Genomic DNA, 14188 nt, shown 5'->3' with positions numbered 1-14188 from the left:
GGAGAAAGATTAAAAATTTTCCTATCTTTTTACCTCCTTTACCTCATCAAAGCTATTATTTTACTAAATTTTACCTTTTATGACTAAAAATTTCAATAGTTTTTTTGGTAAAAAAAAGAAAACTTTTTCTTGTGTTTCTTTTTCGAATCTTATACTATAAATAAAGACAATCAATTAGGAGGGAACACATGGCTACGATTACTGATATCGCAAAAGAAGCTGGGGTTTCGATCTCAACTGTTTCACGCGTATTGAATTATGATGCAACTCTCTCCGCTACTGAAGAAACGAAGAGAAAAATTTTTGAAGTTGCAGAGAAATTGAATTACACAAAATATAAAAAGAAAAATCAAGCAAAAGCAGCCGCTCAGCGAAACGTTTTGCATGAAGAGTTAGAAGGCTCAGCTGGTTCTATCGGATTTATTACTTGGCGTTCAAATGACGAGGAACTCGAAGACATTTATTACCTATCAATCCGTATGAGTGCAGAAAAAAAAGCAGTTGAACTAGGTTACAATGTCGTGAACTTTTCACCAACGGATTTGAGTAATATTCAAAATGTTGACGGCGTTTTAGCCATCGGAAAATTTACAAAAGAAAAAATTGATGAACTAAACGAGTTAGCTGCTAATCTTTGCGTTATTGGAACAAATTTTCCGCTATCAGAATATGACTGCATCAATACGGATTTCACACAAGCAACAGAAATTGCAATCAATCATCTGCTTGAATTAGGCCATAAAAAAATTGCATTTATTGGAGCAGAAGAAAGTCAAAATCTTCATGGCTATTGTCAGTACAAGACGCCTACTACCCTCACTTACTTAAGTATGATGAAACATTATGGCTTATTTGATGCGTCTTACTTTATCGTGCAGGAAAATAGCCAATTGAATGTGAAAAATAGTGAAGAATTAACCAAACAAGCTTTGCAAAGCTGGGGGACCGACCTCCCAACAGCAATCTTGGCTGCCAATGATGCCTTTGCAATTGGAATCATTCATACGCTAACGGCGCAAAACATTTCTGTACCAGATGATATTAGTGTTATGGGCATCAACGATATTTCTATTTCGCGCTATATCACTCCACCACTTTCTACTGTCAAAGCCTACACCGAAGAAATGGGCGAGGTCGGCATCAGCACATTGCATGAACGAATCTTGACACCCACAATCGCCAAACGAATCTTTTTGGGTACTGAATTAGTCGTTCGAGGATCAACCGCTGCACCTAAAATAAATGAAAAGAGTCAAGAAATTAAATAGAGCAAAAAAAGCTGGGACAAAAGTTGCCTAAATAAAAAAGCCTAAAATTCGTTTTTGAAAACGTTGATTTTAGGCTTTTTTAATTGAAAAATGGATTAAAGACAGTTAAATTTTTAGTTTTATCCCACTCTCTTTTGCGTTTTTTTCTAAAGGAATCTTGCTAGTGGACTAACTTCATTTTGACTACCACTTCTGCTTCCATTGAAATAGTATACGTTGTCTGAATCAAGGTTGCCTGACAAGTGTTTCCTTCATGGTCGTGGTACATTTTTTTCAGACAGTCAATTTTTTTTACTTCCTCCCCAAAAATCAATTCACAGGTCTGGCGTCCTTTGATGCTGACTGTTTGACCGTTCCTTTCAACTGGATATGTCGTAACAAAACTTTCAATGATTTTATTTCCAGCTTTTTTCATCCTGAAATAATCACGTAATTCCAACGTGCTTTCTTCTGGAATCAACACTAAACTTCGCTGAAATTGTTTCAGATTTGCGCTTGGCTCATAAGTCTTCGTCAAATCAAGTGAAAAGCGTTTTCCTTTTGGCGTATCAATAAATTTGGTTGCTGTGGCTGCCACTGCACCAGCTTGTTGGCAGCAATCGTTAATGATTGGCAAGGAATGACCTGATGCATTATTTACCAAATACTGGTAGCGCTTTCCTTCATCAAAGTAATCTTTCGTATACTCTCCCGCCCCTAGATCCGTTAAAAATAATTCATTTGGTGTTCCAAAAATAAAGTGCCCCAAGTCGATGTGATTATGGCTTTCCTCGTTGTGTCCTCCTTTGGCAGCGAAGAATAAGTCTTGAGCTTCTGATTCAAAAATGCCCCATTCCACATCTGAAAAATAATGCATAATAGTTGGTCGCTCAACTTCCGTTTTTTCCGTCCAAATCAAATTACGATAAAGTTGTGCAAACCGATAGCAATGATCGAAATCAATCTCATTCACCTTTACTACATCAGGTATTGGTACTTGAAATACCTGATGGCAAAAACTAAGTAAACCACTAGGCAACTCAGTAAAATTGTAGTCTGAAAATGGCAAGGCTTGTTGATTTTTTCGAACGACATAATACGGAAATGCAGCTATTTCTTTGACTTTTGGCAAATTCAAATAGGTTTCGTCCCCTAACATATCTGCTAGTTTTTCCGCAAAATAAAGGTAATAACCAAATCCATAACTCCAATACCCCACACCTTCTTCACACGCACCATCCAACGCAAAACCTTTTAGATAAGACTGTAAACTATGGTCTACTTTTTGAAGGATTGCTCCTTGCCTCACACTGTTTTTTTCCAGTAAAGATAGAGCAGCCATCCCAATGCATCCACCAATGGCGCCGCTCCAATTGTTCTTTTTCTCTTCCCATTCCCAATGATTTTCTTCAAATGGTTGGAATAGTCGTTGGTCGATTTCTTCTCTGATTCTATTTTGTGTCAGTAAAGTAAATTCTGCACCCATTAATTCCATAATTTCGGCTAAGGTTTGGGCTGTTTCGGCAGCAAACAAGTCAATCCACCAAACGGATGATTGCTTAAACGGATTTTTTTCCACTGGTAAATGCGCGGGCAACGCCCAGGTATATTCATTACAGATTTCCCAAATCACTTGCTCCAGTAACTTCTTCGTTTCCTGCTCATGAGTAGTCATATATGCCAGTGCCAAAATCGCCAACTGTCTCCTTCTGGCAAAATAAGCAGTTTCAAAGACTAGTCGATTGCCGGTTTCCAAGTAGGAGACATATCCATCAAGTGGCAAAGGTGTAATGGTCGCTGTTGCCACGTAAGCCTTCGCTTCTTTTTGGATACTTTGTAAATAGGTCTCAATCATTTTTAATTCTCCTCAATATTCACGTTTCGACCAAAGCACTCAATCTGAGTTAATGCTGGAAAAGGTGAATCGTCATCTGCTTGAATTAGTTCTTCAAAAGTGACCGCTGTGACTCGTCGTTGGTTGAATTCAAACGTCTGTGGTCTCGCTGTCTTTGTTGTCTGAAAAACTTCTTTTGTCCCATCAGAAAAGCATAAAGAAACCTGCGTCCAATAACTATCATGAGGAAAATCAGCTCGCCAAGTAAAAACTACTTTATCCAACTCCACCTCGCGCCCAAATAAAATGGTCAATGCCGCATCTTGTTGTTGATTGATGCCCCAAGATTGAAAAGGATACGAACCATGTGAGTGATTGGCGTAAATACCATCAATCGCATTGCACGCAAAAAATGTTGCGTCGTTTCTCGTTTCGACATTTGCCTCAGCGTGGGGATAACTTCCGGTAAATACCTTTTGATCATGTGGATTCAATGCCAGATTTTGATACATAGTTATTTCTTCAGCAGTCGCTACTCGGGCACTCAGATAATGACTTTCTCCAGCAAAACGCTCTTTAGGACGCGCTGCTAGCACGTTAGGCAGAAATGAAATTGGATAGCTCCAGCTATTTCCTGATAAATAAATAAGTGAAGTAGCTAATGTTTCATCTAGCTTAACCATTAAATAGGTTTCTGGTTGATCCGCTTGAACCACAATTTGGTCACCTTCCTGATACTTAAAATTTCTCATTGCAAGGTGAACGAGATTTTCCGCTGAATCGGTTAAAGGCATCTCTTTTCGTTCTTCACCGCGTGCTGCTGTGCGAAGTTCGCCTGCTTTGTTTTGGATGGCAATTGTTAGTTTTGTCATTATGTTCTGCTCCCATCTAGCTCATTCTTAGCTACTATTTAGCTATTATTTTATTAGCTATTATTTTAGTTATCACTTTATTTAATTATTACCTTACTTAACTGTTATCTTAGTTACTATTCTTGGTTACTATTCATTCAACCCATTCAATTAATAAGTTATTGTGACTCTTTCACTATCAAAACTTCATATGCCTTTACAAGATACTCTGCTACTAGAGATGTTTGCTTTAACAAGTCTTTTTGACCGATAAATTTTGTTGGTAATTTTTGTGATTGATCTGACAAATTAATGATAAAATAAAATTTTTGCCTTCCTTTTTCACGATAAGTGATTTCCAACGCCGTTTCTTCAGCAACAACTGATTCAACCTTGGCACTTGCACAAGCCTCATTTAACACTTTGGCTAGTGAATTCGTATCTAACTGTGTACCAAGATAATAAGTTTGTCCTTTTCCAAAGGAACACTTTGTAGCAAACGGTTGTCCTGCATAAAAATTATCCGTGTAACTTCCCAGACTTTCAGCTGTTTCTAGATGTAACAAATCACTCACTAAGGTTGCCGTTCCAGTTTCGCCATCTGCAAATTGAATTTGATTCGATTGTTCAGGAGCTAAAGCATCCAGCTCTTCCACCCAAATACCTGTTAGTTTCCGCAACGGCCCAGGATATCCACCCAGTAAAACGTTATCCGACTGGTCAACAATTCCACTCATAAAAGTCGTCACGAAGGTTCCACCTGCACGAACAAAGTCTTCAAGTCGCGAAACGATCTCTCCTTTTATCATGTAGAGTACTGGTGCTAAAATGAGTTCGTACTTTGAAATATCACGGTCAATTGGAATCAAATCAACCGGAATATTTTGCTGATAAAAATAAGCATAGACTTGCTGAATCTGCTCAACATATTTCAAATTTTGATTCGGCCCGCTTGTATATTCGAACGCCCAATAATTATCCCAATCAAATAAGATGGCTACTTTCGCTGGACACGTTGCTTCTACCAGCAAATCTCCAAGTGATTCCAACTCATTCCCTAGTTCTGCCACTTCTCTAAAAACTCGTGTATTCGTTGTTCCAGCGTGTTCAATCACTGCCCCATGGAACTTTTCACACCCGCCAATACTTCGACGTAACTGAAAATATTGAATTGTGTCTGCACCGTGTGCAATCGCTTGATAACTCTGAGCGCGCAACTCTCCCGGTTTTTTCAATGAATTATACGGTTGCCAATTTTGCTGACTTGGTGTTTGTTCCATAAGCATAAACGACTGATCTTTCAATCCTCGCATCAAATCATGACCAAGTGCTACTGAACTCCAAGGGGTATTATAGGCAGGATAATTATCCCAAGAAACAAGATCCATTTCTTTTGCCCATTTGAAATAATCTAACCCTTTATAGGTACCCATCAAATTCGTTGTTACTGGTGTTTCTTGATCAAATTGTCGAATGGCTTCACGCTCTGCTTTAAAATTAGCCAATAAACTATCCGAATTAAAACGCATATAATCAACCGACAAACCCGCAAAAGCAGTCTCTTCCTCATTCATTGCATCACCTAAACAATTGGGCACCACAATTTCATCCCAGTCATAAACAGTATGTCCCCAAAAATTTAAATTCCAAGCAGTATTTAAAGCTTCGATTGTTTGATACTTTTTCTTAAGCCAAATCCGAAAAGCCTTCTCGCAATTTTCACAATAGCAAATTCCCCCATATTCATTATTGATATGCCAAACAGCTAATTGAGGTACGTCGCTGTATCTCTCTGCCAGTTTACCTGCTAATCGCGTTGAAAAGTGCTGATAGACAAGACTATTCGGACAAGCATTATGGCGTTGTCCAAAGCGATGGCGGCGTCCTTCAAAATCGACCCGACCAACTTCCGGATATTCTTTATATAACCAAGCTGGCAATGCTGCAGTTGACGTTCCTAGAACGATTTCAATATTTTCTTTCGCCAATTGATTCATGATTTCATCTAATTGTCCAAAATCATAAACATCTTTACTTGGTTGGATTTTCGCCCATGAAAACACATTGATTGTCGCAGAATTGATCTTTGCAGACTTAAAGATTTCCATGTCCTCGAGCCAAATCTTTTTCTCCCACTGCTCAGGGTTATAATCACCACCATAGAACATTCGTTTTATTTTTTTCATTAATGACTGCCTCCTTTTCCTTCTCATATCCATTGTAAGCGTCATCACAAATCAAATGTATAATATGTTAAACTAAAAAATATAAAATTCCGAAACAAGGAGGTATTCATTTTGACCATTTATTTCAATTTGTCGATTCGACAATTACCCATTAGCATCGAAAGTATTGGAACCAATTGGCAGCAAGTAAGTTTGCAACGCACACAAGGACATCCTTTATACCATTGGTTACAAACAGAAACTGGGGCTGGAGAAATCTGGATTGAAAAACAAAAATTGACATTAGCAGCAGGCGAAGGCGTGTTGATTTCCCCTTTTGTCCCCCATGCTTACTATCCACTAACTGATGATTGGCAAACGAATTTCGTCACTTTTGATGGGCACTTAAAAAATCATTTAGATCTGTTAGTCGGAAACGAACAGTTTCTTTTAGCAAAAGACACCGAGAAGTTTCAGTTCTCCACCCAAATTGAAAAAATGATTGCTGCTTTTGAAGCGAACACCGATCACTTGGCTCTTTCAGTTTTGTGTTATCAGTTTTTACTCCAATTGAGTCAACCACAAGAGAACATGCAGATTGATGAATTATATCAAAAGTATGTTCTTCCAAGTCTCAATGAGATTCAAGCAAATTACGCACAGCATCTAACAATCGATCAAATCGCCCAAAAACAATTCATCACCCCTCAATACTTTAGTCGCCTTTTTAAAAAATTCATGGGTAAAAGTCCTTATCAGTACTTGATTGACTTTCGCATTCGTCAGGCAAAAAACTTCCTAATCAATCAACCTGATCTATCGATTCAACTCGTCGGCGAACGAGTTGGTTTTGATTCTACTAGTCAATTTATTAACACGTTTAAAAAGAAAACAGGCTATACACCTAAAAATTTTCGCAAATTTTATTAGGAACGTTCAAAAAAATTTGGACTCAATGAGTCGTATCGAGAAGTAAGAAAATTCTTGGGCGAGTACTCCGCCAATTTTGAGCGTATTCTACTTGCTTTTTAAAGAAATAAGTTTTCAATCTGTTTATACAAAAAAGGAGTTATGACAATTAAGTTGTCATAACTCCTTTTCATTTACCAATTACTTATTAAAGATTTTTGGTCCTTTACGCATATTTCGGCGATCATTTTTAGGTGTATCTTTTTGTTCTGATCTACCTCCGCCTTGTTTCTTTTTAATCAATTCTAACATTTTTTCTTTTGAATTCATTTTAATTCCACCTTTATTTATCCTGCAACAGCAGCAACTTTCTCCTTGTTTAATATACAACAAAAAGCAAGTAAAATCATTCTTTTTTTTGGTGTGCTTAAAATTTTGTAAGACGTAATCAACAAAAAAGAAATACACTATAAAAGCTATTGTAAGCTTTTGAGTATATTTCTTAATTTTTCATCAATATAACTTATGAACGACACAAAATTAATCTCCAAACACATCAGTACATTAGATAAAACTATTGGCTAACTGTTAGTTGTCCAGGAATACGCGTGACAGTTCCATCTGTTAAATCATGTGCTTCCAAGAAGAAACCTGAGCCATAGCTAACTTTGTAATTGCCTTCTCCGATCTTATGATTAGCAACACTTTGACTAGCTCTTTCCCAGTTAGAACGATTTTCTGTTAAATATTTGTTCCAATAACTATTGTAAAAGATATCTTTATTTCCTACGACATCCCCTAACCCCTTTCCTGTACGAGTCCCAGAAGAATTTTTCTTGTACGGAATAGTCGCAGTAATTTTTTCTTGTAATTTTACCGTTCCAGTCGCTTTACCAGTATAAAAGACCCAGTTTGCAACTATTTTATGACCAGGTTTAACTTTTATTGGTTGTCCAGGTACAGTCCAAGACTTAGTATTTGTTTTCGTACTGGAATTACTATTTGTAAATGTGTATTCTGCCGATACTTCCATACTCGTTTCACCAACCATTGGCAGACCAATTTTAGCGGTCGCTTTCGTCCCAAATTTCGCTGCATGTGTCGTAGTTGCAGTCACTGAATCTGTATAAGACTCCGTATAAGAAGGCGTATAAAACGTTTGATTTTCAGTAGTACTGTTATTAAAAGTACTACTATTTACTGTACTCGGCGTTTGTGTAACAGACATATCATTATTAATACCTACCAGATAAACATCACTTGAAACACCCCAAGGATTTGTTTCATCCCCTGATAACTTTTCTGCATAGGAAATGTCACCCCATTGATACATTTGAAACGAAAGCGCATAAGACATCGTTGACAGTTTTCCGTAATCATCAGCATTAATTCTTTGATTTAAACTGATAGGATCATCGTTAAACGTAGTTGCATATGCTTGATTTGTTGCAACAATTATAGGTAGGATCGTAGCAGATACAATAGTAAGCTTAGTAATTTTTTTCAACATAACTATTTCCTCCTGATGAATAATTTATTTTTCTAAATTTACTTAAGGTTATTGTGCTAAACTTCACCATACATATTAATCTGAACAAATTTCCATTGCCTAAATAGAACAAAATCAATTATGTACTCTTTTCACTTATGAACAAATCTCTCCTTTCATTTTAATAGAATCGCACGATTATAAGGGCTATCAAAAATAAACACTCCAATTATTTTTCTAAGAATATCGGCTGAGCTAATAACCAAAGCTTGATTTACAATCATTCTGAATCTTTTCCCCAACAAAATTCGAATTGATTATCAGACCTCTGTTTCACGCACTTTTCCATTTGATGTTTGACGAAGAATCTGGATAGAGAATGGATAGATAAACATGATTTTACCTATTATTCCCAACTAGAAATGAAGCACCTTCGACTTAGCATATATCCATCATTTTTATCAATAAAAAATAAAAATAAAAACGCATCTCCTTTCCTTATTTTTATTATAACACTAAAAAACTCTTATATAAAAGCAAAACACATGCTAACTGTTGTTATTTAATAGAGTGACTGCTACTTACTTTACTCTCTATACTTTTCATTCATAGATGTAGAAAACAATGCGGTCGTTCCGATAGTCAAGTTGTTCCCTGCCCAGCCGGTGAATTTTTTCGTTTTTGACTAATAATCGTAGTACTTGTTCCACCACATTTATAGCTCTAAAACTATTCATATAATCAGGAACAGACTGTGCTATTAAATCTAGATGTATGGAGTCAGATTTAAAAATACCTCCTATAACACCAGTAATAAATCTGTTTTACCTACTCGATAAGTTTAACGACAGATAAAAGGTGAGGGTATTGATAAACTGTCGTCACCTTTCCTACTTCTATCAAAAAATCTTGTTGATGAAAATTCTTGTAAGCAACGTTCCTATTCTTTATACCTGTGCTCTGCTACACATATATCACTCGCAATTTTAATCCATATCAACCAGTCCTCAGCATAAAGTATAGGAGCTAGCCATTTTCTATTTTTCACCCTTAACGTTTATGTTTTCTTTATGACTAGATTTTAAGTTCGGTTGCTCACCTGTTCACCAATATCTTGCCAAGGACTTTTGCTTCAAGTTCTTTATTTGTAAGACTTGAACCATACCTCTAAGTACCAATAATTTATCATTCAATACTATCTGTATAAAAAAAGAACGCATTCTAATCAATGCATTCTTCGAAAAAACTTCTTACTATTCTGATAATTTTTTTCTTTTTTCACGATACAATTCATTTTTTATATTGCCGTATTTCAAAATCGACAGGCAGATTTGAATCATTGGTCCTAATAGAAAAATAGCGAAAAACGTACCTATTCCAAAAGAACTCCCCAGAAAAACACCAATAACAACAATAATCAAATCCAGTAATATCCGACCTTTTTGCAGCGATAGGCGGAAGAAATCACAGATACAAAACATCAGCCCTTCCAGAGGCCCTGAACCTAACCCACCTGATAAATAAATAGCAGTTCCTAAAGCCATCACACAAAATCCTAGCAAAGAAGCAAACCTATTATTAGCAAGAAAAGCGACAGCCTGAATGATTGGAGCTGTCCAACTGATTGTTTCACCTACTAATAAAGTATTGATGATACTGCCCATTCCTAACATACTACGCTTATAAAAGAAGGTAACCATCAGAAACAATAGGCTGATGATTTGGCTCCATCGACCAAAGGAAATCGACGAATGGTTCATCAAGCCTAAGATCAACGTACTCACTGAGTCAAAACCTTGATTTGCATTAACAATGATTCCAATTCCGACGCCCATTAAAACCGTACCAAGAATCACCAAGAATAAGCGACGTAAAAAGTTTTTACTCATCTGCATCAACCATCGTTTTTAACCGTAAAATAAATTCGTCAAAATCTTCGCTCATACTTAACTGCTTGGTGTTGACAGGCTCTGAAACAATCTCAATAAATTTTTCAAAGAACTCATTGAAATCATTTGCTTCATCTTTATTGATTGCGATATAAGCGACTAACTTGATAGAATGGTTCGCCCAAATTAGCGATTCTTGCAAAGTCATTATCGCAACACCACTTTTTATCGCCTCTAACTCAACCGAATGTGGCACAGCAATACCAGAAGGAAAACTCGTTGGTGACATACGCTCACGTTTTTCTACCCGTTCGGAAAAGTTCTCATCAACAAGACCAGCTTGCACCATTCGCTGATTCATTTGTCTGCGGAGTTCAATTGGCATTAGTCCAGCTGGATCAATCTGATTAAAATATAGTTCCGGTAAAATAAATCGTTCGATTGCCTGATACATTTTTTGCTTTTCACGCTGTGATTTTAATGAATCAATCCGCTTTTCTATTTTTTTAATATCTTTATTAGTCAAAAATGGATGAATAAACACAGAACCTGGATATTCAGAAGCTGTCTTACGGTCGGTCGTCAACAGTAAGTCGCAGTCATTAGTCGTTGCCTGCCATTTTTCTATCACTACAATAGTCACAAGTTCCCCAAAGTATTCTTCAATTTGCTTGCTCAAATTAGTGCTGATATCATGATAGTCATTAACAATCAGCCGAATCATCACTTGTGCCTGAATATGTTTTTGCGTTTCAAGAAAAGACCCGATATGTAAAGCAATGAAGGAAATCTCATCATCATTAAACCAAATATCTAACCGTTCTTGAATCAAAGAAGAAATATAAACAGCTAAATCATAAATCAATGGATAGGCCGTTTTCAAATCTAGCAGGCTACTATTGCGCGTAAATGTTTCGTAATGAGAACGATAGTAGAGACTTTGTAAATGGATTGCCAGCTTATTGAAAAATTCTTCATTCTGTAATTCGACAAGGTAGGTTCGCTCTACCTCTGCTAAAACATCCTGCAAAGCGACAATGATTTTTGGGTCAACAAAACTAGAAAGTTGCTGATTTTCTTGTTTTGTCAACGTTTCATTTTGCATGCCAATAAATAATAAGGATAATTGCTCCAGCTCAGCATAGGAAAAGTGGCTATCATATTGTTGTGCTAATTTATCACTGATTTCTTTAGCTATAAAAAATTCTTGGCTTTTTTGCAAGCGCTCATTATTCAACCGTTTCTTTAAGTTGTGCCCTTGACGAATTCGTTCCATACTGATGGCAAAGTGCAGGACGATATTATTGAGTGAATATTGATTAATCTGAATACTGTGCTCAGATAATACTTCTTGAATCGTTTGCTGTAGCTTTTCCAGCGAAAGATAACCAATCATTTGCTGAATGCTGATTTTTAGCTTCTCCTGCAAGTCACTTTCATTATATAGTAGTGAAATCAGGTAACGCCGTTTGGCTCTCTCAGGGCCAGTTAGTTTGATATATTCTTGTTCAAAGACGATTTTGATTGCATCATTGGTAATTTCTTTCTTCAACTGTTGAATGTCGTTTTTCAATGTTGACTCGGAAACAAAAAGTGCTTCTGCCAACTCGTAAAAGTTGACTCCTTCAGACGAATGCTTCAATAACTCTAAAAAGATTCGAGATTTTCGGTCTTCGGTCCCCTCATTCTTTATCCTGACTTCCGAATTCAGCTGATAGCCTAAATGGCTAGTCAAAATGAGATCCGGATTATTTTGATTGATCTTGGCAACACGATTACGAATTGTTCGTGTCGTACAATTGCTGTAACCAGCTAATTCATCCGAGGTTGTCCAATGGTTTTTCTTCTCCAAATAATCAAGCAACTCTTTTTCTTTTTTAGTCAGCAATTTTATCCCCCCACTCAAAGAAAAGCTGATCATAAGGACCAGCTTTTCAATTATCTATAAAATTTCACCGTTTGAAGCAATCACCTGTTTATACCAGTCGAAGCTGTCCTTTTTAATTCGTTGTCCAGATCCTCGTCCTTCGTTATCCAAATCGACGTAGATAAACCCATAACGTTTTTCCATTTGAGCTGATGAACAGCTGATAATATCAATTGGCCCCCAGGCACAATACGCAATGACGTCCGCTCCATCATACATCGCACGTTTCATCTGAGCAATATGTTCTGATAGATAAGAAATACGATAATCATCATGGATTTGCCCATCTTCTAATTGGTCGTACATACCAAACCCATTTTCAGCAATGATGATCGACTTATGATAGCGATCCCAGTATTGCGATAAAGAATTATACAGCCCTTGCGGATCAACAGCCCACCCCCATGGATTGACTTTCAAATTAGGATTCGGTGTTACAGATGACGGACTCATCGTGTTTTTAGAAGCATCAACCATTTGTGAATAGTAATAAGAAAGCGCAAGATAATCCATTGGATGTTCTTTCAGTAATTGTCTATCCTCATCCGAAATAACTAAATGAATGTCGTTTTCCGCAAAATAGTTCAATGCATATTGCGGATATTCACCTTGAAATTGAACATCTGTATAGAAATACTGCATCCGATTACGGCGCAAAGCCAAATTCACATCATCAGGATCACAAGAATATGGATAGGCTGTACAATCTGCCATCATTGTCCCAATCATCATAGCAGGATTAATCATTTTTGCATAGGCAGCTAATTTCGCACTGGCGACAAACTGATGATGAACAGCTTGGAAACTTGCTTCTTCATAATTATCTACCGTATCATAAGGAATTGCCGTTGAATTGAAAGGTTCGAATTGAATCAAATTGACTTGGTTGATTACGATCCAATACTTCACTTTTGCTTGATAGCGTTCTAAAACAACCTTCCCATATTTGACAAATAAATCAATCACTTTACGATTGTTCCAGCCACCATATTTCAACGTAATTTCTACGGGTGTTTCATAGTGTAAAATCGTGATAATCGGTTCCATTCCTAATTCGATAATTTTATCAATCAAGCGATCATAATATGCTAATCCCTCTTCATTCGGCTCCTCTTCCTCACCAGTTGGAAAAATCCGTGTCCAATCAATCGATGTTCGGAAAGTTTTAAATCCCATTTCACTAAGTAATTCTAAGTCTGATTCATACGTATGGTAAAAGTCAATTCCCTTTCGTTTTGGATAATAACCAGTAGTATCAGCCAAATTCGCTTTGATATCGGCTATAGACATTCCTTTGTGCTGTTCTTCGGCAATTTCAGCATTACTTTTATCTGGATAATATTTGTGTAGGTCAGCTAAACTGATTCCTTTCCCATCCAATTTATAGCCACCTTCTGCTTGATTGGCCGCAATGGCTCCACCCCATAAAAAATCCCTAGGCATTTGATATTTTTCCAATGAAATTCCTCCTTGCATTATTGTGTCGTTTCATTTTCTCTGCTATTTTTGACTAAAGTTTTCAAACAACCGAACTAAATGCTCACCAATCAAAATCTCGCTTTGCGCAGTCATCAAGGTATCTTGCGCATGACAAAATAATGTTGAATAGCGAATCTGTTCACCCGATGCTTCTAACTGTAATGTATCTGTTTGTAATCCATGTGCGACCACAACTTCTTTACGTGCCGCTTTCACTTCTATTTTAGCTGTTTCAAAATCCATTGACTCTAAGCTTTCTAATGAATGAACTAAATGATCCCTTGCATTGCCGGCATGAACTAAAATGTTCATGGATAATTGATTCAATTGATCGTTTTCCTCTAAAAATGTTGTCTCTTTCATAAGTGACCTCCTGCTAATTTCTTTTGATATAAAAT

Annotated in this window: 11 protein-coding genes; 2 read left to right on the top strand and 9 right to left on the bottom strand. The window is 36.8% G+C overall.

Features of this window, described 5'->3' with window-relative positions:
* The first annotated feature begins 188 nt into the window (after window positions 1–188).
* A complete protein-coding gene (locus IGJ76_RS05565; RefSeq protein WP_067481733.1) occupies window positions 189–1268 on the top strand; it encodes a LacI family DNA-binding transcriptional regulator in 1080 nt (359 codons plus the stop codon).
* 160 nt (window positions 1269–1428) lie between these two features.
* Here the strand turns inward: IGJ76_RS05565 and IGJ76_RS05560 are convergent, their stop codons facing one another.
* The 3 genes from IGJ76_RS05560 to IGJ76_RS05550 form a co-directional block, all read right to left on the bottom strand.
* A complete protein-coding gene (locus IGJ76_RS05560) occupies window positions 1429–3102 on the bottom strand; it encodes a hypothetical protein (protein WP_430596805.1) in 1674 nt (557 codons plus the stop codon).
* Between the two features lie 2 nt (window positions 3103–3104).
* On the bottom strand, window positions 3105–3953 hold the full coding sequence (locus IGJ76_RS05555) for a hypothetical protein (RefSeq protein ID WP_270607806.1): 849 nt from the start codon (window positions 3951–3953) through the stop codon (window positions 3105–3107).
* 158 nt (window positions 3954–4111) lie between these two features.
* Complete coding sequence (locus IGJ76_RS05550; RefSeq protein ID WP_430596804.1) at window positions 4112–6118, bottom strand: beta-galactosidase; 2007 nt, start codon at window positions 6116–6118, stop codon at window positions 4112–4114.
* 111 nt (window positions 6119–6229) lie between these two features.
* On the opposite strand from IGJ76_RS05550, the gene IGJ76_RS05545 reads away from it, so the two are divergent.
* Window positions 6230–7027 (top strand): AraC family transcriptional regulator, encoded by a 798-nt coding sequence (locus IGJ76_RS05545; RefSeq protein WP_071868466.1) that lies wholly within the window; start codon window positions 6230–6232, stop codon window positions 7025–7027.
* A 180-nt stretch (window positions 7028–7207) separates the two neighbouring features.
* Here the strand turns inward: IGJ76_RS05545 and IGJ76_RS05540 are convergent, their stop codons facing one another.
* From IGJ76_RS05540 to IGJ76_RS05515, 6 genes are all read right to left on the bottom strand, one after another.
* Window positions 7208–7336, bottom strand: coding sequence for a hypothetical protein (locus tag IGJ76_RS05540; RefSeq protein WP_067481724.1), 129 nt, complete (start codon window positions 7334–7336; stop codon window positions 7208–7210).
* Between the two features lie 244 nt (window positions 7337–7580).
* Complete coding sequence (locus IGJ76_RS05535; protein WP_244897514.1) at window positions 7581–8516, bottom strand: ETX/MTX2 family pore-forming toxin; 936 nt, start codon at window positions 8514–8516, stop codon at window positions 7581–7583.
* Between the two features lie 1232 nt (window positions 8517–9748).
* Window positions 9749–10384: a YczE/YyaS/YitT family protein gene (locus tag IGJ76_RS05530; RefSeq protein ID WP_071868467.1), complete on the bottom strand. Its 636-nt coding sequence runs from the start codon at window positions 10382–10384 to the stop codon at window positions 9749–9751.
* Window positions 10377–12272: a BglG family transcription antiterminator gene (locus IGJ76_RS05525; RefSeq protein ID WP_430596803.1), complete on the bottom strand. Its 1896-nt coding sequence runs from the start codon at window positions 12270–12272 to the stop codon at window positions 10377–10379. The genes IGJ76_RS05530 and IGJ76_RS05525 overlap by 8 nt, the downstream gene beginning before the upstream one ends.
* A 54-nt stretch (window positions 12273–12326) precedes the next feature.
* Entirely contained in the window at window positions 12327–13787 is a 1461-nt protein-coding gene (locus IGJ76_RS05520; protein WP_095803556.1) for a glycoside hydrolase family 1 protein, read from the bottom strand.
* 24 nt (window positions 13788–13811) lie between these two features.
* The gene (locus IGJ76_RS05515) at window positions 13812–14153 is read right to left on the bottom strand and encodes a PTS lactose/cellobiose transporter subunit IIA (RefSeq protein ID WP_071868470.1); all 342 of its coding nucleotides are present in this window, start codon (window positions 14151–14153) and stop codon (window positions 13812–13814) included.
* Window positions 14154–14188: the final 35 nt, after the last annotated feature.

Origin of the sequence: Enterococcus sp. DIV0175, assembly GCF_050529075.1 — a bacterium.
In the GTDB taxonomy this organism is placed as follows: domain Bacteria; phylum Bacillota; class Bacilli; order Lactobacillales; family Enterococcaceae; genus Enterococcus_B; species Enterococcus_B thailandicus.
The sequence above is the reverse complement of the archived record's forward strand: the minus strand, read 5'-3'. Positions and strand labels throughout refer to the sequence as shown.